At 74.7% G+C, this 21,263-nt stretch carries 23 protein-coding genes; 6 read left to right on the plus strand and 17 right to left on the minus strand.

The features are described from left to right. Nucleotides 1-30 precede the first annotated feature (30 nt). Entirely contained in the window at nt 31-1,134 is a 1,104-nt protein-coding gene (locus ACQP12_RS31550) for a hypothetical protein (RefSeq protein WP_433283653.1), read from the plus strand. A gap of 3 nt (nt 1,135-1,137) precedes the next feature. Here ACQP12_RS31550 and nadC read toward each other — a convergent pair whose 3' ends face one another. The 6 genes from nadC to ACQP12_RS31580 form a co-directional block, all read right to left on the minus strand. Then, nucleotides 1,138-2,034, minus strand: coding sequence for a carboxylating nicotinate-nucleotide diphosphorylase (gene nadC / locus ACQP12_RS31555; protein ID WP_433283654.1), 897 nt, complete (start codon nt 2,032-2,034; stop codon nt 1,138-1,140). 55 nt (nt 2,035-2,089) lie between these two features. Continuing rightward, nucleotides 2,090-3,778, minus strand: coding sequence for an L-aspartate oxidase (locus ACQP12_RS31560; protein ID WP_357941734.1), 1,689 nt, complete (start codon nt 3,776-3,778; stop codon nt 2,090-2,092). 61 nt (nt 3,779-3,839) lie between these two features. After that, a complete protein-coding gene (locus ACQP12_RS31565; protein ID WP_433283655.1) occupies nt 3,840-4,733 on the minus strand; it encodes a septum formation family protein in 894 nt (297 codons plus the stop codon). A gap of 96 nt (nt 4,734-4,829) precedes the next feature. Beyond that, nucleotides 4,830-5,258, minus strand: coding sequence for an aspartate 1-decarboxylase (panD, locus tag ACQP12_RS31570; protein WP_433283656.1), 429 nt, complete (start codon nt 5,256-5,258; stop codon nt 4,830-4,832). Between the two features lie 30 nt (nt 5,259-5,288). Further along, nucleotides 5,289-6,137 (minus strand): pantoate--beta-alanine ligase, encoded by an 849-nt coding sequence (gene panC / locus ACQP12_RS31575; RefSeq protein WP_433283657.1) that lies wholly within the window; start codon nt 6,135-6,137, stop codon nt 5,289-5,291. Between the two features lie 56 nt (nt 6,138-6,193). Beyond that, the gene (locus ACQP12_RS31580; protein WP_433283658.1) at nt 6,194-7,141 is read right to left on the minus strand and encodes a Rossmann-like and DUF2520 domain-containing protein; all 948 of its coding nucleotides are present in this window, start codon (nt 7,139-7,141) and stop codon (nt 6,194-6,196) included. A 225-nt stretch (nt 7,142-7,366) separates the two neighbouring features. Here ACQP12_RS31580 and ACQP12_RS31585 point away from each other — a divergent pair, with 225 nt between their 5' ends. Beyond that, a complete protein-coding gene (locus ACQP12_RS31585; RefSeq protein WP_433289538.1) occupies nt 7,367-8,515 on the plus strand; it encodes an SAM-dependent methyltransferase in 1,149 nt (382 codons plus the stop codon). 98 nt (nt 8,516-8,613) lie between these two features. Further along, the gene (locus ACQP12_RS31590) at nt 8,614-9,783 is read left to right on the plus strand and encodes an NADH-quinone oxidoreductase subunit D (protein ID WP_357941744.1); all 1,170 of its coding nucleotides are present in this window, start codon (nt 8,614-8,616) and stop codon (nt 9,781-9,783) included. Nucleotides 9,784-9,791: 8 nt separating this feature from the next. Here the strand turns inward: ACQP12_RS31590 and ACQP12_RS31595 are convergent, their stop codons facing one another. The 4 genes from ACQP12_RS31595 to ACQP12_RS31610 form a co-directional block, all read right to left on the minus strand. Further along, entirely contained in the window at nt 9,792-11,819 is a 2,028-nt protein-coding gene (locus ACQP12_RS31595) for a hypothetical protein (RefSeq protein ID WP_433283659.1), read from the minus strand. 147 nt (nt 11,820-11,966) lie between these two features. Then, a complete protein-coding gene (locus ACQP12_RS31600) occupies nt 11,967-12,971 on the minus strand; it encodes a glycine betaine ABC transporter substrate-binding protein (RefSeq protein ID WP_357941748.1) in 1,005 nt (334 codons plus the stop codon). 157 nt (nt 12,972-13,128) lie between these two features. After that, nucleotides 13,129-13,851, minus strand: a complete 723-nt coding sequence (locus tag ACQP12_RS31605; RefSeq protein ID WP_357941750.1) for an ABC transporter permease — start codon at nt 13,849-13,851, stop codon at nt 13,129-13,131. Then, a complete protein-coding gene (locus ACQP12_RS31610) occupies nt 13,848-14,534 on the minus strand; it encodes an ABC transporter permease (protein ID WP_357941752.1) in 687 nt (228 codons plus the stop codon). Before ACQP12_RS31610 ends, ACQP12_RS31605 begins: the two co-directional genes overlap by 4 nt. 2 nt (nt 14,535-14,536) lie before the next feature. Between ACQP12_RS31610 and ACQP12_RS31615 the strand changes: the two genes are divergently transcribed. Further along, complete coding sequence (locus ACQP12_RS31615) at nt 14,537-15,523, plus strand: ABC transporter ATP-binding protein (RefSeq protein ID WP_433283660.1); 987 nt, start codon at nt 14,537-14,539, stop codon at nt 15,521-15,523. 58 nt (nt 15,524-15,581) lie between these two features. Here ACQP12_RS31615 and ACQP12_RS31620 read toward each other — a convergent pair whose 3' ends face one another. The 7 genes from ACQP12_RS31620 to folP form a co-directional block, all read right to left on the minus strand. Further along, nucleotides 15,582-16,082: a hypothetical protein gene (locus tag ACQP12_RS31620; RefSeq protein ID WP_357941756.1), complete on the minus strand. Its 501-nt coding sequence runs from the start codon at nt 16,080-16,082 to the stop codon at nt 15,582-15,584. An 81-nt stretch (nt 16,083-16,163) separates the two neighbouring features. After that, the gene (locus ACQP12_RS31625) at nt 16,164-16,472 is read right to left on the minus strand and encodes a hypothetical protein (RefSeq protein ID WP_151465377.1); all 309 of its coding nucleotides are present in this window, start codon (nt 16,470-16,472) and stop codon (nt 16,164-16,166) included. Nucleotides 16,473-16,540: 68 nt separating this feature from the next. Then, nucleotides 16,541-17,770 carry an ABC transporter permease gene (locus ACQP12_RS31630; protein ID WP_433283661.1) on the minus strand — a complete coding sequence of 410 codons (1,230 nt, stop codon included), beginning with the start codon at nt 17,768-17,770 and terminating at the stop codon, nt 16,541-16,543. Between the two features lie 119 nt (nt 17,771-17,889). After that, nucleotides 17,890-18,375: a DUF3180 domain-containing protein gene (locus ACQP12_RS31635; protein WP_433283662.1), complete on the minus strand. Its 486-nt coding sequence runs from the start codon at nt 18,373-18,375 to the stop codon at nt 17,890-17,892. Nucleotides 18,376-18,436: 61 nt separating this feature from the next. Continuing rightward, on the minus strand, nt 18,437-18,964 hold the full coding sequence (gene folK / locus ACQP12_RS31640; RefSeq protein WP_357941763.1) for a 2-amino-4-hydroxy-6-hydroxymethyldihydropteridine diphosphokinase: 528 nt from the start codon (nt 18,962-18,964) through the stop codon (nt 18,437-18,439). Next, nucleotides 18,961-19,320 carry a dihydroneopterin aldolase gene (gene folB, locus ACQP12_RS31645; RefSeq protein WP_433283663.1) on the minus strand — a complete coding sequence of 120 codons (360 nt, stop codon included), beginning with the start codon at nt 19,318-19,320 and terminating at the stop codon, nt 18,961-18,963. Before folB ends, folK begins: the two co-directional genes overlap by 4 nt. Beyond that, entirely contained in the window at nt 19,317-20,183 is an 867-nt protein-coding gene (gene folP / locus ACQP12_RS31650; protein ID WP_433283664.1) for a dihydropteroate synthase, read from the minus strand. Before folP ends, folB begins: the two co-directional genes overlap by 4 nt. Before the next feature lie 362 nt (nt 20,184-20,545). On the opposite strand from folP, the gene ACQP12_RS31655 reads away from it, so the two are divergent. Together ACQP12_RS31655 and ACQP12_RS31660 are read left to right on the plus strand one after the other, a co-directional pair. Beyond that, nucleotides 20,546-20,860: a hypothetical protein gene (locus tag ACQP12_RS31655; RefSeq protein ID WP_151465372.1), complete on the plus strand. Its 315-nt coding sequence runs from the start codon at nt 20,546-20,548 to the stop codon at nt 20,858-20,860. Between the two features lie 13 nt (nt 20,861-20,873). Further along, entirely contained in the window at nt 20,874-21,236 is a 363-nt protein-coding gene (locus ACQP12_RS31660) for a hypothetical protein (protein ID WP_091317037.1), read from the plus strand. Nucleotides 21,237-21,263 lie beyond the last annotated feature (27 nt).

Raw genomic sequence — 21,263 nt, forward strand, 5'->3', positions numbered from 1 at the left:
ATCCACGGCACGGCCGGACGGGGAGCGGACATGTCGAGGACGTGGTGGGTCCGTCAACGCAGCGCCCTGCTGCGACGACGCCGGCACGTGCTGGTGCTCGCGGTGCTGGCGGGTGGGGCGCTCTGGATGATCGTCCAGGCCAGGCTGTCGTGGCAACGCCACGGGCAGACCTTCCGCGGCGACCTCTACCTCAACATCGGCGCCGCCCTGATCATGACGCTCCTGACCTATCTGGTGCTCAACCCGCTCTTCCGGGAGCTCAGGACCGCCACCATCATCGAGCACCCGCGGCTGGACCGGGACGCGCTCATCCAGCGGGTGGCGCAGTCCCGCGAGGTGGTCGCCATCCTGGAAACCTTCACCAGCATGCTGGAGGGCCCGTACACCACCCGGTTCCTCGCCGCGCTGCGCTTCGCCCTGGCCAACGGCGCCACGGTCAAGGTGCTGCTGCTCGATCCGGACTCCCCCGCCGTCCGGCTACGCGCCGAGGAACTCCGCCGCGCCGACACGGCCGTCGCGATCATGAACAACCTCTACCATTTCGGCCGGCTCCAGCAGCAGCTCGCGCCGGCCGCCCGCTCGCGCCTCCGGGTACGGATCTACGCCACCGCCCCGTCGGTCCAGATGTACCGCTGGGACGACAAGGCGTTCATCTCGTTCTTCCCCGTGCACGGCAAGACCTTCGACGCGCAGCAGCTGGAGGCCTTCGTCTCCACCCCGCTCGGGGAGTTCGTCGACGACCGGTTCGGCGAGCTGTGGGAGACCGCCCCCGTACGCGACCTCGACGCCTGCCTCACGCTCAACGTCTGCCTCCGCCGCGGCGACACCGAGCTGGAGTCCTGCGACGCCCGCTACGTCCGGCTGGACGGCACCTGGTACATCGCCGGCGGCGACCTGGTCCGCAACGTCGCCCGGCACGGGCTGGCCGGGCTGACCGTGGTGCTGCTGGACCGGCCGGAGACGGCCGGCCAGGCGTTCGCCCTCGCCGAGGCCGACGAACTGGAGGCCGAGATCTACCACCGGGCGCTCCAGCTCTTCCGCGCCAAGTACGGGCTGGACGCCCGGGACGACACCGAGAGCCAGGTCATCTTCAACCTGGTGCCGGCCACCGCGCTCACCGCCCGGCTGGCCTGACCGTCACTCCTCCCGCAGGTCCAGCGCGACATCCAGGATCGGCGAGGAGTGGGTCAGCGCGCCGACCGAGAGGAAGTCGACGCCGGTCGCCCCGTACTCGGCGGCCACCGGCAGGGTCAGCCCGCCGGTCGCCTCCAGCTCCGCCCGGTCGCCCACCGCGGCCACCACCTCGCGCAGCTGCGCCGGGGTCATGTTGTCCAGCAGCAGGAACACGGCGCCCGCCTCGACCGCCTCCACCGCCTCGGCCAGGGTGTCCACCTCCACCTGGACCGGCACGTCCGGGAACGCCTCCCGGACCCGGCGGAAGGCGGCCCCGATCCCGCCCGCGGCCACCTTGTGGTTGTCCTTGATCATGGCGACGTCGTGCAGGCCCATCCGCTTGTTGGTGCCGCCGCCGGCGCGGACCGCGTACTTTTCCAGCGCGCGCAGGCCGGGGGTGGTCTTGCGGGTGTCGAGCACTGTCGCCTTGGTGCCGGCCAGCGCGTCCGCCCAGGCCCGCGTGTGGGTGGCGACCCCGGACATCCGGGAGAGCAGGTTCAGCGCCGTCCGCTCGGCGGTGAGCAGCAGCCGGGTCGGGCCGGTCACCGTGGCCAGCACGTCGCCGCGCGCCACCCGCTGCCCGTCGTGGGCCACCAGCGACACCTCGACGGTACGGCCCGCCCCGGTCACCTCGCCCACCAGCTCGAACACGGCGGCGGCCACCGGCAGCCCGGCCACCACGCCGTCGGCGCGGGCGACCAGGTCGGCGGTGTCGTTCTGCGCGTCCGGGATGGTGGCCACACTCGTCACGTCGAGGAAGTCCGGGCCCAGGTCCTCGGTGAACGCGTCGATGATCACCCGCCGGACCTGCTCCGGGTCCAGGCCACCGTCCCGCAGCACCCGCTCCGTCGACTCCCTCACTGGTCCTCCTTCGTTCGCGACTGCGGGGCTCGCAGAACCGGCTCACTCCTCGCGCTCACTGCTGTTCCTCCCAGCGCTCGGTAAGCAAACCCTCCGCCCCGACCGCCGCCACGAGGTGGCCCCGCCACCGCTCGTCGGCCGTCGGGAAGTCCTCCCGCCAGTGGCAGCCCCGGGTCTCCCGGCGGGCGTACGCGGCGGCGACCAGCGTCGACGCCACGGTGATCAGGTTCGTCGCCTCCCAGTCTGCGGTCCGCGGCACGCCCCGGGCCTGGGCCAGCTCGATGAGGGCGCCGGCGGCCCCGGCGAGGGTCGGCGCCGACCGGAGCACGCCCGCGCCCCGGGTCATGGCCCGCTGCAGGGTCGGCGTGACCCCGGCCGGCACCAGCCAGCCCTGGCCGCCCACCCACGCGCCGACCTCGGCCGGCTTCGCCTGCTCGGGCAGCCCGGCGGCGATGTCCTCGGCGATCCGGCGGGAGAAGACCAGCCCCTCCAGCAGCGAGTTGCTGGCCAGCCGGTTGGCGCCGTGCACGCCGGTGCAGGCGACCTCGCCGCAGGCGTACAGGCCGGGGATCGAGGTGCGCCCGCGCAGGTCGGTCCGGACGCCGCCGGAGGCGTAGTGAGCGGCCGGGGCGACCGGGATCAGGTCGGTGGCCGGATCCACCCCGATGGCCAGGCAGGAGGCCACAATGGTCGGGAAACGCCGGGCCAGGAAGTCGCCGCCGAGGTGGCGGGCGTCCAGCCAGACGTGATCGGCGCCGGTGGCCAGCAGCACCCGGTGGATGCCCTTGGCCACCACATCGCGGGGAGCCAGCTCGGCCAGCTCGTGCTGGCCCACCATGAACCGCTTGCCGTCGCCGTCGACCAGGTACGCGCCCTCGCCGCGCAGCGCCTCGGAGACCAGCGGCTGCTGGGCGAGGCCCGCGCCCGGCTCACCCGCCGGCACGATCAGCGCGGTCGGGTGGAACTGCACGAACTCCAGGTCGGTGACCGCCGCGCCGGCCCGCAGCGCGAGCGCCACGCCGTCGCCGGTGGAGACCGCCGGGTTGGTGGTGGCCGCGAAGATCTGCCCCATCCCGCCGGTGGCCAGCACCACGGCCCGGCCCAGGATGGCCCCCACTCCGTCCTCGCTGCCCTCACCGAGCACGTGCAGGGTGATCCCGCAGGCCGGGCCGAGCCCGTCCGGCCCGTCACCGGGGGCGCGCAGCAGGTCCAGCACCAGGGCGTGCTCGACCAGCCGGATCCACGGGTCGCGCTGCACCGCGGCGTGCAGCGCCCGCTGCACCTCGGCCCCGGTGGCGTCGCCGCCGGCGTGCACGATCCGGTCGGCCCGGTGACCGCCCTCCCGGGTGAGCATCAGCGAGCCGTCGAGGTTGCGGTCGAACTCCGCCCCGATCCGCATGAGCTCGCGCAGCCGGGTCGGCCCCTCCTCCACCAGCACCCGGACCGCTGCCGGGTCGCAGAGGCCGACGCCGGCCACCTCGGTGTCGTACGCGTGCGCGGCCGGCGTGTCCGCCGGGTCGAGCACGGCCGCGATGCCGCCCTGCGCCCAGCGGGTCGAACCCTCGTCGATGTTGACCTTGGTGACCACGGTGACGTGCAGGCCGGCCTCGCGCAGGTGGAGCGCGGCGGTCAGCCCGGCGACCCCGGAGCCGACGACGATCACGTCGGTGGTCTCCACCCAGCCGGGTGCGGGCGCGGCGAGCAGCCTCGGCAGGGCCGGCAGGTCGAGGGTCGGAAGGTCCATGAGCACAGTCAACCCGAAGGGCTCTCGTCCCGGGCAGCGGGGGCGGGACGAGTGGTTTCGGCTACCTCGTCCGGACCGGGAGGCCCTTCGGGCCGGCCCCCTTGAGCGAGGCGGTCACCGTGCGGTCGCTGAGCCAGAGGTAGCAGCGCACGCCCCGGTCGCCGACCGCCCACCGGCCGGCACCGGGCGGGCGGACCACCACGCCGCTGCGGAACCGCAGCGTCGGGTCGTCGGGCACGCCGGCGTACGCCGCCAGCACCGTGTTGCAGCCGGTGTAGAGGGGCGCCCAGTCGGCGTCCTTCCGGGGGTACGGGCGGTCCGGCGCCGCCCACACCCCGACGAACTCGGCGTCGTGCGCGGTGCGGCAGTCGACCGGGGTGAGCGTCTGCACCCGGCGCGCGTCCCGGCCGGTGCGCTGGCAGCCCAGCCGCAGCGGGGACGGGCCCTTGAGCGCGTCGCGCAGGCTGCCCGTCCGGGTCACCACGGTCGCCGCCGCCTCGACCGTGGTCACCTCGGTCAGGTCACAGCGGTACCAGCGGGAACCGGCCACCCAGCCGGGCCCGGTGGGCAGCGCCACGGCCAGCCGCAGCCGGCCGGCCCGCCAGTTGTCGCCGACGTAGCCCCCGGCCCGGGTGTCGCAGTCGCCGAACGCGGTCCGCAGCTCGGGCGAACCGAGCGCCGGCGGGGTCGACCGCTCCACGGCGAACGTCCCCACGTGCACGGTCTCCACCCGGTGCGGCAGGTCGCAGCCGACCGGGTCGTAGCCGGAGAGGCCCACGGTGGGGGTGAAGTCGGCGACCTGGCAGACCCCGGCGGCCGGGGTGAACGCGCCGGCCGGTGGCAGGGCGCCCCAGTCGTCGGTGAGATCCCCGTCCAGCCCGCCCGGCGGGGCACACCCGACCAGCGCCGCCCCCGCGACCAACGCGGCGACGAGGCTCCGCATCGCCCGGCCCATCGCGCCTCCCCCAGCCCGACGACCGTCGATTCCGACGGTCCGACCAGGGTAGCGGGAAATGACCTTCCGGTGACAGACCGTACGTGCGGCCCGGGGTCAGTTGAGGGCGGCGGCCAGCGGGTTGGGGACGGGGTCGCCGGCGGTGCCCGGGACGGCCGTCGTCGGGTCCGCGTTCAGGTCGATGACCCGGTTGTCGGCGTCGACGTGCACCACCCGGGGCTGGTAGGCGCGCGCCTCGGCGTCGTCCATCTGCCCGTACGAGATGAGGATGACCAGGTCACCCGGGTGCACGAGATGCGCCGCGGCGCCGTTGATGCCGATCACGCCGCTGCCCCGCTGCCCCGGGATCACGTACGTCTCCAGCCGGGCGCCGTTGGTGATGTCCACGATCGCGACCTGCTCGCCGGGGATGAGGTCGGCCGCGTCGAGCAGGTCCTCGTCCACGGTCACCGAGCCGACGTAGTGCAGGTCGGCCTGGGTCACCGTGGCCCGGTGGATCTTCGACTTGAGCATGGTGCGGAGCATCGGGGTGCCTTTCCGAGGGATCTGGTCGGGTCAGGAACGCGGGGCGAGGTGGATCGCCGTGTTGTCGATCAGGCGGGTGGCACCCACCCAGGCGGCGACCAGCAGCCGCGCCGCGCCGGAGACCGGGCCGGGCTCCAGGTCGGCGTCGGTGAGCACCAGGTAGTCCAGGCGGGCGCCGGGCGTACCCGAGTCGAAGGCCCGGTGGGCGGCGGCCAGCACCGCGCCGGCGTCCGCGCCCCGGTCGGCGGCCTCGACGCCGGCCCGCAGCGCGGCGGAGAGGCTCAGCGCGGCCCGCCGCTCCTCCGCCGACAGGTAGCGGTTGCGGCTGGACAGGGCCAGCCCGTCCGGTTCGCGTACGGTCGGGACGCCGACGATCTCCGTCGGCACGTCCAGGTCACGGACCATCCGCCGGACCAGGGTGAGCTGCTGGTAGTCCTTCTCGCCGAAGAAGGCCAGGTCGGGGCGGGTGAGCTGGAGCAGCTTCATGACCACGGTCAGGACGCCGTGGAAGAAGCCGGGCCGGCTCAACCCCTCCAGGTCCTCGCCGAGCGGGCCGGGGTTCAGCCGCACCTTCGGCTGACCCTCCGGGTACATGTCCTCCACGGCGGGGGCGAAGACCACGTCCGCGCCGGCCCGCCGGCAGATCTCCAGGTCGGCGTCCAGCGTGCGCGGGTAGCGGTCGAAGTCCTCGTTCGGGCCGAACTGAAGCGGGTTCACGAAGATCGTCACGAGCACGTGGTCGGCCCGCTCCCGGGCGGCCCGCAGCAGGGTCTCGTGCCCCGAGTGCAACGCGCCCATGGTCATCACCACACCCACCGTGCCGGTGAGACCCTCGCGGGCCGCCGCCAGCTCCTTGCGGGTGTGCACCAGCTCCGTCATCAGTGCCTCCTCAGTTCGGGACTGCGGGGCTCCCGAAATCGGCTCACTCCTCGCCCTCACGCGGACACCCGCATCCCCTCCAGCACGTCCAGCAGCGGCGCCGCGTCGGCCGGCCGCAGCCGGCCCGACGCGATCGCCCGGTCCGCCGTCCGTCGGGCCAACGCCAGGTAGGGGGGTACGGATTCCGGGGCGGTCGCGGCCAGCCGCTCCAGGTGCCGGCGTACGGTGCCCGCGTCGCCCCGGGAGACCGGGCCGGTGAGCGCGTCGTCGCCGAGGTGCAGCGCGTTCTCCAGGGCGGCCCGGAGCAGCGGGGCCAGCACCTTCTCCGGCCGGTCCACCCCGGCGTCGCGCAGCCGGTCGGCGGCCTCGTTGACCAGGGTCACCAGGTGGTTCGCGCCGTGGGCCAGGGCCGCGTGGTAGAGCGGCCGGTCGCCCTCCGCCACCCACTCCGGCACGCCGCCCAGGTCGGCCACCAGCCGGGCGGCGAACGCGCGCAGCTCGGCCGGGGCGGTCACCCCGTAAGAGATGCCGGCGAGGCGGGTCAGGTCGTCCGGCGTACCCGTGAAGGTCATGGCCGGGTGCAGCGCGAGCGGCCGGGCGCCGGCGGCCGCGGCCGGCGCCAGGACGGCCAGCCCGTGCGCGCCGGACGTGTGCGCGACCACCTGGCCGGGGCGCAGCGCGCCGGCCTCGGCCAGGCCGGCCACCACGCCGGCGAGGGCGTCGTCGGGGACCGCCACGACCAGCAGGTCGGTGGCCGCGCGGGCCACGGCGGCGGCGGAGCGGGTCGGGGTCTGCGGCAGCAGCAGGGCCATCCGGGCCCTGGTCGCACCGGAGGCGCCGGCGGCGGCGACCACCCGGTGGCCGGCGGCGGCGAGGGCCGCGCCGAGCACGGCGCCGACTCGGCCGGCGCCGAGCACGCCGACCGTGAGGGTGCGCGGGAAGACGAGCGGGGCGTCGGCGGCCCGGGGCGGGGCTGCCGGACGCGAACGCAGGGGTGCGCTCATGGCAATCGATCCAGTCCTCGAAGGGGGTACCGGTCGATCGCAAGTATGCGCCGGGGCCACAGAGCCGAAACAAGGATGTGTGAAAACCTTCACCGACGGCGCGAAGGGGTCGCTCCGGCGGCGCCGAACGGCCCCTTCTGGTACGCCGGCGCATGTCACCGGAGTGCCGACCGTAGGGTCGGCACGGTGACGTCCCCTGACCGTCCGCTCCGCTGGCGCGAGGCCATGTCTTCGGCCCTCTACGGCCCGGCCGGCTTTTTCGTCTCCGGCCCGGGGCCGGCCGCCCACTTCCGCACGAGCGTCCACGCCTCCCCGGTCTTCGCGTCGTGCCTGCTTCGGCTGCTGTCTTCTCTCGATGCCGCCCTCGGCCATCCCGCCCGGCTCGACGTGGTGGACGTCGGCGCCGGTCGGGGTGAGCTGTTGCGGTCGTTCTCGGCCGCCGTGGGCGTTTCGGGGGAGCCCGCCCGCTCCGGGCGGTCAGGCTTAATCCCTCCGCGGCCGGGCTCCCCCGAGACCCTGACCACCACGGCCGCCGCCCGCCCGTCGCCGGTTCCGCTGGCCGAGCGGGTACGCCTCATCGCGGTCGAGAAGGCGCCCCGGCCGGATGACCTGCCGACGGAGATCGGGTGGGTGGACGAGATCCCCCAGGGCGTCACGGGGCTGCTGGTGGGCACCGAGTGGCTGGACAACGTCCCACTGGACCTTGCGGAGTACACCCCCGCGGGCTGGCGGTACGTGCTGGTGGACCCGGCGACGGGTGAGGAGTCGACCGGTGAGCCGGTGTGCGACGAGGACGCCGAGTGGCTGGCCCGGTGGTGGTCTCCTGCCGATCCAGAGGCGACCACCGAGGGGTTACGGGCCGTCCGGCCGGCGGAGGGATCACGCCTGACCGCCCGGAGCCGGTCGGGCCGCCCGGAACCCCCCACCGGCGCGAGAGCCGAGATCGGCCGGACCCGCGACGACGCCTGGGCGGAGGCCGTGGGACACCTCGACCGAGGGCTCGCGTTGGCCGTGGACTACGGGCACCTGCGGGCGGACCGGCCGGTCGGCGGGACGTTGACCGGGTATCGGGACGGGCGGCAGGTGCCGCCGGTGCCGGACGGGTCGTGTGACGTGACGGCGCACGTGGCCATGGACTCGGTCGCCTCTGCCGGTGAGCGGACCGGGCGGTGTGCGTACACCCTGGTGTCGCAGCGGGAGGGGCTGCGGGAGCTCGGGGCCGACGGCGGGCGACCGCCGCTGAGCCTGGCCTCCCGGGACCCGGCCGGCTACGTGCGGGCGCTCGCCGCCGCGTCGGCGGTGGCCGAGCTGACCGACCCGGCCGGCCTCGGCGGGCACTGGTGGCTGCTGCAGCCGGTCGATGTGGGGCCGTGATCGTTGACGGACCGGCTGCGGCTCACCCGGCGTGTCGAGCCGCTGGGCTGCCAACGATCACCGCTGGGCCTGCCGGCGCGATCGCCGCCCGTGGCACGATGACGGACATGACCACCGACGCCGGCGACCTCCGCGAACTGACCGTCGGCACCGGGGCCGGCGGGGAGCAGCTCGGCACCGACATGGTGCTCAACATCGGGCCGCAGCACCCGTCGACGCACGGCGTGCTCCGGCTGAAGCTGGTGCTCGACGGCGAACGGGTCGTCTCGGCCGAACCGATCGTCGGCTACATGCACCGGGGCGCGGAGAAGCTCTTCGAGGTACGCGACTACCGGCAGATCATCGTGCTGGCCAACCGGCACGACTGGCTCTCCGCGTTCTCCAACGAGCTGGGCGTGGTGCTCGCCGTCGAACGGCTGATGGGCATGGAGGTGCCGGAGCGCGCGGTCTGGCTGCGGATGGCGCTCGCCGAGCTGAACCGGGTGCTCAACCACCTGATGTTCCTCGGCTCCTACCCGCTGGAGATCGGCGCGATCACGCCGATGTTCTACGCGTTCCGGGAGCGGGAGACCATCCAGGCGGTCATGGAGGAGGTCTCCGGCGGCCGGATCCACTACATGTTCAACCGGGTCGGCGGGCTCAAGGAGGAGGTGCCGGCCGGCTGGACCGGGCGGGCCCGGGCCGCGATCGGCGAGGTCCGCCGCCGGATGCCCGACCTGGACAACCTGATCCGGCGCAACGAGATCTTCCTGGCCCGCACCGTCGGCGTGGGCGTCCTGTCCGCGGCCGACGCCGCCGCGTTCGGCGCCTCCGGGCCGGTCGCCCGGGCCTCCGGGCTCGACCTGGACCTGCGCCGGGACGAGCCCTACCTGGCGTACGACCAGCTCGACGTGCCCGTGGTCACCAAGACCGCCGGGGACTGCCACGCCCGCTTCGAGGTGCTGCTCGACCAGGTGTACGCCTCGCTCGACCTCGCCGAGCAGTGCCTGGACCGGGTGGACCGCCTCAGCGGGCCGGTGAACACCCGGCTGCCCAAGGTGGTCAAGGCGCCCGAGGGGCACACCTACGCCTGGACCGAGAACCCTCTCGGCATCAACGGCTACTACCTGGTGTCGCGGGGCGAGAAGACCCCGTGGCGGCTCAAGCTGCGCACCGCCTCGTACGCCAACGTGCAGGCACTGGCGACCCTGCTCCCGGGCTGCCTGGTGCCGGACCTGATCGCCATCCTCGGCTCGATGTTCTTCGTGGTCGGCGACATCGACAAGTAGCCCGCGGCTCAGCGCCAGCGGTCGGTGGCCCCGGCGCCCCCGGCCCGGGGGACGTCGTCGCGCGGCGGGTAGCCGTAGCGGGCCGGCTCGGGCTCGACCTGGCGCCACTCCGGCTGGCCGCTGCGCTGCGTCGGGGGCCGCCACTCGTCCGGCACCGGCACCCCGCCGGCCGGAAGCGCCGGCCGGCCCTCCTCCGCCCAGCCGCCGCCCACCTCGCCACCGGCCCCGCCGCGGACGGACGCCCAGCGGTCCTCGATCCGGTACTCGGTGCCGCCGCCGTCGGCGTGCACCGCGGCCCGGCGCTCCCCGACCCGGATCTCCCGGCCGTGCTCGTCGTCGCGGACCGCGGCCCACCGGTTGCCGGTGCGCAGCTCGGACCAGTAGTCACCGTCCGGGTCGTCGGCCACCGCCCGGCCGGGCTGCTCCGGCGCCCGGCCCGCATCGGTCCCCGCCCAGCCGTCGGCCGACCGCTCGCCGTAGCCGCTCCGGTCGCCCCGATCGGCCCAGGCGCCCGGCCCGGTCCGGTCGCTCTGGCCCGCCCAGCCGACCTGGCCGCTGCGGACTGCTTCGTCGCGCGGAGCGGCGGCCCAGCCCGCCTCCTCGCGACCGCCGGGTCCCGGCGGCCAGGACCGGTCGCCGGCCGGCCCCTCCTGGCCCGGTCGCCAGGACCGGTCACCGGCCGGTCCGGATCGCTGCTCGCCCGGGCCTGCCGACCAGGACCGGTCGTCGGCCGGGTCACCGGACCAGCCCCGGTCGCCGGCTTCCCGCGCGGACCAGCCCCGGTCCTCGCCCTCCAGCGCGGACCAGCCACGGTCGTCGCCCTCGCGGGCGGACCGGCCACGGTCGTCGCCCTCGCGGGCGGACCGGCCCCGGGAGTCGTCCTCCCGCGCGGACCAGCCACGGTCGTCGCCGGATGCGCGGCCGACACCCGCCCACGGGTGCTCGCCGCCCGGCGTCCCGGGCCAGGAGGCGTCGTCCCGGGAGCCGGTCGGCCCGGACCAGCCGGCGCCGGCCTGCCCGGATCGGGAGCGCTCGTCCCGACCGGGCCGGATGTGTTCGTCGTCGGCGTTCCGGTACCCGGCGCGGGGGCGCTCCTCCGGCTCCGCCCCGCTCCACGAACGCTCCTCCGGCGCCGGATTCCAGCGGCCGGCGTAGCCGCCGTAGCGGGTGCCGGCCGGGTCGGCGCCACCGTCGACGATGGTGTGGCGGGTGGTGACGTGCACGGTCTCGGTGTGGTGCACCACCCCGACCTGCCGGCTCTCCGCCCGGACCTCCGGCTCGGGAGCGCGGGGCGCACCGTAGACCCCGGCCTGGGGACGATCGGCGCCGTAGACACCCGCTTGGGGACGATCGGCGCCGTAGGCCCCGGCCTGCGGGCGGTCCGCGCCGTAGACACCCGCCTGCGGGCGGTCGGCTCCGTAGACACCCGCCTGTGGGCGGTCGGCGGCAGGGCCGGGGTGGTCGTCGGCGGGGTCGGCGGCGTAGCGGGCGGCGGGCTGCGGGCGGCGGACCGCCTCGTCCTCGTCCCGGGCGGGCTGCGCCCGACCCGGCTCGGTGCGGGCGCGCCCCTCGTCGTAGGGCTCGGTGGCCGGCACCCGGGCGCGGCCGCCGGCCGGCTCCTCGGCGGCGGCCGTGGTCAGGCCCGCCGCGGCGGCGATGCCGGCGGCCGCGGCGTCGAGCCGTCGGCGCATCGCGGCGACCGACTCCTGGGTCCGTTGGGCCTGGTCGAGCGCCTGGTTGCCGCGCTGGGCGGCGGCCACGATCTCGCCGCGCAGCTCCCGGCGGAGCTGCTCGATCTCGTCACGCAACTCCTCGGCGCCGGCCGCCCTGCCGCCGCTCTCCGCACGCAGCGCCACGGAGAGGCCGATCAGCACCACGGCCAGGATGGCCAGCACGGCGCCGAACCGGAGCGGGCCGTTGCCGTCGGCGACCAGCAGGATGAGTGCCGCCAGGGGCGCGAGCGCCACTCCGATCCAGAACAGGACGGTCAGCAGTTGCGGACTGCGTTTTTCGGCGGGGGCGACCGAGGCGGGCATGGCTGAGCAGACTACCGAGAGTTGTCCCGGTAGGGAACGGGCCGAAAGCATCGATATAGAGCCGGTGACCAGGGCTTCCCTCCCGGCCACGGCGGCTGCCCCCGAAGCGCCGGCGGACCCGGGGGTCCGCCGGCGCGGCGGCGGTGGTCAGCTCGCGGCGAGCGCGGCGTCCGACGAGAACACCAGGCCGACGCTGGCCGCGCCGGTCTTCAGGGCGTTCTTGGTCTGCGGGCCGCCCGCGTCGAGCGAGCTGAACGAGCCGGCCTTGAAGTCGTAGACCTCGACGAGGCCGGCCTGGCACTTCGGCCGCTGCGGGCACTCGGGCGGGCCGGCCAGCACGGTGGCCGTGCCGGAGCACTTGGCCGCCAGGTCGGAGAGGCTGGCGACCTGGTACTTGTCGGCGAACGCCGTGGTGACCGCGAAGGCGTTCTGGTCCTGCGCCTGGGCGGGCTGGCCGAAGCTGATGCCGACCTTGTCGCCGGCCGCCTTCAGCGCGCCGACCGTCTTGTCCAGCTCCGGCGAGGAGACCGGCTGGGCGTCCTTGCCGTTGGCCTTGGTGTTGAGGAACTCGGCCATCGTCGCCGCGTATTCGGGAACGACCTGGACCTGGCCCTTCTCCAGGGCCGGCTCGTAGAGCTCGCGGTTGCCGATGGTCTGCACCTTGACCTGGTAGCCGGCCGCGGTGAGCGCGATCTTGTAGAGCTCGGCGATGGTCTGGCTCTCGCTGAAGTTGCCGGCGCCGACCGTCACCTGGCCGCCGGGGCCCTTCTCGACGCCGTCGGTCACACCGTTGGCGTCGGCGAACTCCTTCGCCGCGACCTGCGGGGTCTTCCGGTCGACGTCGACCGCCCGGTTCAGCTCGATCAGCTTGGGCGTGTCGAGCTTCGCGGAGACCTTGTCGAGCGCGGCGACGAGCTGCGGCGTGGCCGCCTTCGCGTTGACCGCGGGGATGACGTTGTCGGTGTTCTGGAGCTTCTTGTCGTCGGTGAGGACGACCAGCTTGTCGCCGGCCACCGGGGCGCAACCGGCCCCGGAGGCGCCCTGCTGGGGCGCGTCGGTGCCGGAGGAACCGGCGCCACCGCAACCGGTGAGGAGACTCGCCGCGGCGAGCGCGCCGAGCGCCCCCACGGCCAAACGTGAACGTGCGTGCATCAGTGCCCGCCTTCCGTGTCCCGGCGCGACCCGTGTCGGGCCGGCCGCGTGTCCGACGGGCGATCCGATCGAACGCCCGCGACTTCCAGCCAATATCTTCCGGACCCGACCGACAAACTCCGAGCGAGATTCGTCACCGGATCGTCATCGGTGGGACTCAGGTGCCCGCCGTGGCGTCGGCCGCGCGGCGATTCGCCGCCCGCCGGGCCCGGCGCAGCGGGCGCGGCGTGACCGCCCGCTCGACCAGCGCCAGCACCCCCTCGACGAGCAGCGCCAGCCCGGCCACCAGGACGCCGCCGGCGATGATCTGGCCGCCGCCGGCCGCGATGTCCAGCCCGAAACCGGCCCGGATGATCTGCCCGAGCCCGCCGCCGTTGACGAACGAGGCCAGCGCCGCGGTGGCCACTACCTGCACGGCGGCGGTGCGGAACCCGGCTGCCAGGTACGGCACCGCGAGCGGCAGCTCCACCCGGCGCAGCACCTGCCTGCCGGAGAGCCCCATGCCGCGCGCCGCGTCCCGGGCCTCCGGATCGGCCTGCCGCACCCCGGTGTACGCGGTGGCGAGCAGCGGCGGCACCGCGAAGACGGCAAGCGCGACCACCACGGCCGGCCGCCCGAAGCCCAGGAAGGTCAGCGGCAGGATGGTCAGCAGGGCCAGGGTCGGGATGGCGAGAGTGACGTTGGACACCAGCAGCACCAGGCCGCCGCCCCGGCCGGTGTGCCCGAGCCAGAGCCCGATGGGCCAGGCCACCAGGCAGCCGAGCAGCACCGCCAGCCCGGACAGGCTCAGGTGCTCGCCCAGCCGGTCCAGGATGCCGCCCGGGTTCGTCCAGTTGAGCGGATCGTTCAGCCAGACGACCGCCTGCTGCACCGGGTTCATGAGCTCCGCCCCCGCAGCCAGGGGGTGAGCACCCGGCCGATGCCCGCCAGGATCAGGTCGAGCACCAGCGCCAGCAGCACGCAGAGCACCGTGCCGGTCATGATCTGGGCCTTGTAGAAGTTGTTCTGGAAGCCGGCGAAGATGAGCTGGCCGAGGCCGCCACGGCCGACCACCACGCCGACCGTGACCAGCGCGACCGTGGAGACCGTGGCCAGCCGGAGGCCGGTGAGGATGCCGGGCAGCGCCAGCGGCAGCTCGATCCGGAACAGGCGGCCCCAGCGGCCGTAGCCCATGCCCTCGGCGGCCTCCCGCACCTCGGGAGGCACCTGGTTCAGGCCGGCCAGCGCGTTGCGCACGATGACCAGCAGCGCGTAGAGCGCCACCACGGTGAGCACGGTGATCGCGCCGATGCCCAGGTAGGGCGCGAGGAAGGCGAACAGCGCCAGCGAGGGGACCGTGTAGAGCACCCCGGTCAGCGCCAGGATCGGCCCGGCCAGCGAGCGGAACCAGTACGCGGCCACCGCCAGCGGCAGCGCCACGAGCGCCGCGATCAGCACGGCCCGGGCGGTGAGCCAGGTGTGCTCACGCAGCGCGGCCAGGATCGTGTCAGAGTTGTCCCGCACGTACTGCCAGGAGAACCACGGGTTACCGGGCGCGGCCCGGTAGCTCAGGTGGAGGGACACACGTGGACGTTACCCCGGCTGCCGGACACGGCGCGGCCTCGATCACCCTGGAGCGCATCCGCAAGCGCTACCCGGACGGCACCGAGGCGGTGCGGGAGCTGAGCCTGGAGGTGAAGGCCGGCGAACTGGTGGTGCTCATCGGCCCGTCCGGCTGCGGCAAGTCCACCGTGCTGCGCATGATCAACCGGCTGATCCAGCCCACCGACGGGCGGATCCTGCTCGGCGACGAGGACGTCACCCAGGTCGACCCGGTGACGCTGCGCCGCCGCATCGGGTACGTCATCCAGAACGTCGGCCTCTTCCCGCACCAGACGGTCGCCGCCAACGTGGCCACCGTGCCGGGGCTGCTCGGCTGGTCCCGGGAGCGGACCCGGGCCCGGGTGGACGAGCTGCTGGAGCTGGTCGGCCTCGACCCCGGGCAGTTCGGCCGCCGCTACCCGCACGAGCTCTCCGGCGGCCAGCGGCAGCGGGTCGGCGTGGCCCGCGCGCTCGCCGCCGACCCGGTGGTGCTGCTCATGGACGAGCCCTTCTCGGCCGTCGACCCGATCGTCCGGACCCGCCTCCAGGAGGAGTTCCTCCGGCTCCAGGCCGAGGTCCGCAAGACCATCGTGCTGGTCACCCACGACCTCGACGAGGCGGTCCGGCTGGGCGACCGGATCGCGGTGCTCTCCGAGGGCGGCCGCCTGGAGCAGTACGACGTCCCGGCCGCCCTGCTCGGGTCGCCCGCCTCGCCGTTCGTCCGCGAGTTCGTCGGCGCCGACCGGGGCATCCGCCGGCTGGCGGTCACCCCGGTGACCCGCGAGGTGCTCGACCCGCTCCCGGCCGACGGCGGGGCCGGCCTGCCGACCGTGCCGCTGGGCGGCTCGGCGTACGACGCGCTGGGCGGGCTGCTCACCTCGCGCGCCGAGCACGCGGTGGTCACCGAGGACGGCCGGCCGGTGGGGCTGCTCAGCCGGGCCCGGGTGCTCGGCCTCGGCGTGCTCGACTGAGCGGTGCGGCCCGGCCGCGGGGCGGACCGGACTGGCCAGGCCGGCGATCCGGCCGCGGTCAGGCCCGTCCCCCCAGGCTGGCCAGGCCGACGATCCAGCCGGCGAAGAAGCCGTAGGTGACGCCGGTGCTGGCGGACTGGAAGGCGGCGAAGAGCGAGCCGTGCGGCCCGAGGAGGGTGGCCAGCAGGGCCGTGCACCCGGCGGCCAGGGCGTACGCGCCCCAGCCGGAGAAGAACTGGCTGCCCGAGCTCTCCACCCGGGCCACCTGCGGGCCGGGCAGCAGGTAGAGCAGCGCGGCGGCCAGCACGATGAGCAGGATCGCCCGCAGGTTGGTGGCGAGCACGCCCTGCGACGGGTCGTCGGCGTGCAGCCGCCAGGCCGGCCAGGCGAGCAGCCGGAGGAACCAACCACCGGCCCCGGTCGGGTCGGTGTGGTCCTGCACCCAGCCCACGTACATGGGGCTGCCGCAGACCGCGACGAGCAGGAGCACGGCGAGCGTGCCGGTGCCGGCGGCCGTGCCGTACGAGGCGACGGTGCGGGGGCGGTTGGTGAGGGCCATGGAGCGGTCAGTTCCCGGCCCACCGCGCCGGGCAAACCTGCGTACCCGGTCCACCGCCGAGGGCCGGCGGGCGGGCATCGCTCAGTGCTTCATCAGGTAGTCGATGAAGGCGGCCCGCAGAAGCGGCGTGGACTCCGGCTCCTCGTAGCCGTGCCCGGTCATCTCCCGCCACAGGGCGTTGGCCTCGTCGACGATCGGCCCGATCGAGTTGGGGGCGCCGTCCAGGATCGCGGCCTCGTCCGCGTTGGGCATGTGGCGCAGCACCGACCAGAAGAACTCGACGTCGCGGCGCTCCCGGGCCAGGTGGAACGCCTGCTCGCGCAGGTCCTCGGTGGAGAGCTTGTCCAGCTCGTCGAAGGTACGGCCGCCGGGGGCAGGAGTGTCCGTCATGCCGCCGAGCCTAACCGGCGAGATCAGCTCCGGCCGGACGGACGCGGCGCAGGCGCCGGTCGGGCCGATCAGCGGTCTCCGGCGTCCCAGCCGCGCGGCTCGCTCTCCCAGCGCGGCGACTCCCACGAGTCGACGGTGTCGGTGTTCCGCACGGGCAGCACCGACGGCCAGGCGTCGGCCGGCTCGGGCGACGGGGTCAGCGCCCAGCCGGTGCTGGTCGCGCCGTCGCCGCCGGGACCGGTCGGGCCGGCCGGGAGCGCGTTCGGTGGCGCCGGCCGGGGCCGGCCGAACGTCTCGACCAGCCGGGTGACCAGCAGCCCGGCGCCGAGGGTGGCCCCGCCGACGGCCCACCGGCTGATCGTCCAGTCCTGTGCCACGGCCCAGGCCAGGAAGACCTCCACGGTGCAGACCGCCAGCAGGGTGCCGAAGATCCCGCCCCGCCGCCCGTACGCGCTGGTGCCGCCGAGCATGACCGCGCCGATCGCCAGCACCGACCAGTCGAAGCCCGTGCTGGGTGCCACCGGGCCGTCCCCGTTGGCGGCGATGAGCACGCCGCCGAGGACGGCCAGGACCGTCGAGCCGACCAGCGCCAGCGCGGCCACCGTGGCGGCCGCGGCACCCCGCCGCCGGGCCGGGTCGGCGATCGGCCGGAACCGCCCGACCAGCCGGCGGACCGGTTTGATCGCGCCGAAGAGCCCGCCGAGGACGGCGACGGCGGCGAACCCGACGAAGAGGTAGAGGGCGGTGCCCCGGGGGTCGTAGCCGCCCTGCACCACGACCGGGGTGGTCCGCCGCTCGATGTACACGATCACGCCGGCCGCACCGGCCAGGCTGGCCGCCCAGGCGGGCACGTGCAGCACCACCACGGCCAGCGCGAGCGCCAGCCCGCCGAGCGCCGCCACCGCCAGCGCCGGGAGCAGCGCCTCCCGTACGCCGCGGTCGCCCTGCTCGGCGAAGTGCAGCGCGGCGGCCAGCGCCACCGGCCCGACCGCCAGGTTCACGGCGGCGGTCCGCATGCTGAGCCCGGCGGCCAGGGTGAGCAGCCCGAGCCCGGCCACGTCGACCAACAGCGTCTTCAGCGCGGCGCCGCGCAGCGCGTCCGCGTCCTCGCGCCAGAGCAGCCAGGTCACCGCGCCCAGCCCGAGCAGCAGCAGGAACTCCCAGACCACGTGAACGGCGATCCGGTCCCGGCCGGGCTCGCCGTGGGAGGGGTCGTCGAAGACGTTCTCCAGCACGGCCGCGGGCACCCCGGACGACGTCTCCACCGGCGCAGTCCGGCCCGTCTCGTCGTACCCCATGGCCCGCGCCTCCCACATGGCCGGCCGTGTGGTCCGACGCGCGGGCGGACCGGCGGCGGCCGTTGCTCTCCGGTCGCCAGGCACGGTACCTGCGGGGGGAGGTGCTGGGAACCCCCTGATCAGAGGCGGCCGCGCGGAGTCTCCCGGTCGCCGGGCTCGCGGTCCTCGTCGTCCTCCTGCTCGGGAACCCGGCAGGCCCGCTCCAACCACAGCGCCGCCGCGACCAGGGCGAGCGAGGCGAGCAGGCCCGCCCCGGCGGCCGGCCGGTCGTCCATGGCGGCGTTGGTCGGCTCCAGGAAGAGCCAGCCGGTCAGCCCGGCGTAGAAGCCGGCGAAGATGGCCCCGGCCAGCGCGGACGCCTTGGCCAGCGCCACGAACCGGGCGACCAGCAGCGGGTTCACCGGGTCCCGGCCGGGGCGCCGCTCGATCCGCCCCCGGGTGTTGACCGCCGCGTACCCCTCCAGCACCGCCAGGCCCGCCAGGGTGACCACCGGCAGCCAGGGCAGGTCGGGGGCCGCCCCGTAGAAACTGCTGATCAGCAGCCAGGCCAGCGCGGCGGCGGCCAGCGCGGCCACCACCAGCGTGGAGATCCGGGTCGGACCCATCCGGAAACGGTCGGGGTCGCGCGGGGGCTGCGCCTGGCTCATGCCGTCCGGCTCCACAGGGTCATGTGTCCGACTCTAACGCCAGATCGGGGCGCGGACCGAGTTCCAGCGCGTCGGAGGCCAGCGGCTCGGCGTTCAGCAGGTCGGTCAGCCAGCCGTGCCCGGGCAGCCGGCCGTGCGGCTCGATGTCGATCCACGGCCGCAGCACGAAGGCGCGCAGGTGGGCCCGGGGGTGCGGCAGCGTCAGCTCCGGATCCGCGCTGAGCACCGGCTCACCGGCCGCGTCCCAGACCGCGATCACGTCCACGTCCAGGGTGCGCGGCCCGTACCGCCGCTCCGGGTCGCGCGTGCGCCCGGCCGCCGCCTCGGCGGCCCGGGCCCGCGCCAGCCAGTCGCGCGGGGTCGCCGCCGCGTCCCGCACCAGCACCGCGGCGTTGAGGTACGCGGGCTGGTCGGCGTCCCCCCACGGTGGAGTCTCGTAGACGCCGGAGACCACCAGCACGGTGTCGCCGAACGAGGCCACCGCGGCGCGCAGGTGGGCGAGGCGGTCGCCCAGGTTGCTGCCGATCGACAGGACGGCCCGGCTCATCGGGTACGCCGCATGGTCACGGCCACGTCCCGGAAGGTGTGCGGGATCGGGGCCTCCGGCTTGTGCACGGTGACCGTCGCGGCGGTGACCAGCGGCTCGGCCAGGCAGACCGCGAGCAGCCGGTCGGCGAGCGTCTCGATGAGGTTGACCGGCTCGCCGGTGACCACCGCGACCAGCTTCTCCGCCAGCTCGCCGTAGTGCACGGTGTCGGTCACCTCGTCCGAGCGGGCGGCCGGGGCCAGGTCGAGTTCGAGCACGGCGTCGACCACGAACTCCTGCCCCTGGGCGCGTTCGAAGTCGTAGACGCCGTGCCGGCCGTGCGCGCGCAGGCCGGTCAGCTCGATCCGGTCGGTCATTGCTCTCCCTCGTGCGTGGTGGGCCGGGCCAGGCGAGGGCGGCCGGTGGCCCGCCAGACGGCGAGCGCGTCGGCGGTGCCCCGGACGTCGTGCACGCGGACCCCCCAGGCGCCGGCGGCCACGGCGAGCACGCTGGTGGCGACGGTGGCGGCCTCCCGCTCCGCGGTCGGGCGGGGGTTGCCCTCGTGGTCGGCCAGCAGCCGGCCCAGGTAGGACTTGCGGCTCGACCCGAACAGCAGCGGGAAGCCGAGGTCGACCAGCTCGGGCAGGCGGGCGCTCAGCTCCCAGTTGTGCGCGGCGGTCTTGGCGAAGCCCAGCCCCGGGTCGACGATGATCCGGTCGGCGGCCACCCCGGCGGCCAGGGCCTCGTCGACGCGCCGGCTCAGCTCGGCGCGCACGTCGGACACCACGTCGGCGTACCGGGCCAGGTCCCGCATCTCGCGCGAGTGTCCCCGCCAGTGCATCAGCACCCAGGGGCAGCCGGCGTCGCGGACCACCCGGGCCATGTCCGGGTCGGCGAGGCCCGCGGAGACGTCGTTGACCACGTCCGCGCCGGCGGCGAGGACCGCCTCGGCCACCCTGGCCCGGCTGGTGTCGATGCTGACCGGGATGCCGGCGGCGCTCAGCTCGCGGATCACCGGCAGCACCCGGGCGATCTCGGTCTCGGCGTCGATCCGGTCGGCGCCCGGCCGGGTCGACTCGCCGCCGACGTCGACCAGGTCCGCGCCGGCCGCCCGCAGTCGCACTCCGTGTGCGACTGCGGCGTCCAGGTCGGCGTATCTGCCGCCGTCGGAGAAGGAGTCGGGCGTGACGTTGAGGACGCCCATCACCACCGGGGCCTCCGCCCGTACCAGATCGGTCACGGACCCGACAGTACCGGTCGCCAGCAGGGCTTCCGGCGGCCCGGGCGACCCCACCGGACGACGGCCCTGACGTGCCGATTGGAACAGGTGTACGATCGGTCTTCGGGCCCGTTCCGGGTCGACTCTTCGCGGGTTGTCGCAAAGGTGGCCGGGCCGTACGCTTTGGAATTGCCCAGCATCGAGATGGCGAAGCCTGGAGGGAGGGCCGAAGCGGGACAGATCCTCCCAAAGCTCACCACCCTCCGTGGTGGGTGACGAACGCAGCGTCGCCGACGCTGTGTGCAGCGAGCACCAATCCCGCCAGGCTTTGCCCACATGCACCACCGCGGCGCCGCCGGCCGCGACCTTGGGGAGGTTTTCCAGTGATCGCCATCGAGCTCATGGGGACGGCGTCCGCCGCTGTCGACCACGCGCTCCACACCCTGGCGTCGACTCCACTCGCCGAGCCGGCTCCGAAGGGCATCGACACCAACAATGTCGTCTCCTTCTTCGCCAGCAAGATCGCGCCGATCCTGCTCGCGGTGCTTGGCGTGATCTTCATCGGCCGAGCCAGCCGGGGTGAGATCTCCAAGGTGCTGACCAGCTCGGCCATCGCGATCATCGGGCTGGCCTTCATCGCCGGCGCGGCCACACTCTTCTTCGTCGGCGACTACCTGATCAACCTGATCTTCGAATAGGCGTTGGGCGACGATGCGGCTGCGCACCGACGACGACATCTACCGGGCACGCCTCGTCTACCTGGGGCCGCCCGGGTACACCCTTCCCGTCCACCTGCCGTACGCCCAGTACGGCCTGTTCATGCTGCTCGTACCCCTCTACATGTTCATCCACTGGTTGTTCACGCTCCAGGTCGAGCTCTTTCCCGCCTGGGAGATCTCGCTCGCCATCGTGACGACCTCGTTCATCTTCCGGTACGTCGACCCGGACCGGCCGGCGCGCATGGTCATCCGGACCGCGCTGACGGACTGGCGACGCACCCGGGAGCCGGCCGCCGAGCTGCGCGACCCGCGCCTCGTCGCGAGCCGGATCAGGATCCGGGAGGAACTGGCATGACCGGGCGTACGCAGACGGCGCAGACGA

It is taken from the genome of Micromonospora sp. CA-244673 (assembly GCF_050948395.1).
In the GTDB taxonomy this organism is placed as follows: domain Bacteria; phylum Actinomycetota; class Actinomycetes; order Mycobacteriales; family Micromonosporaceae; genus Micromonospora.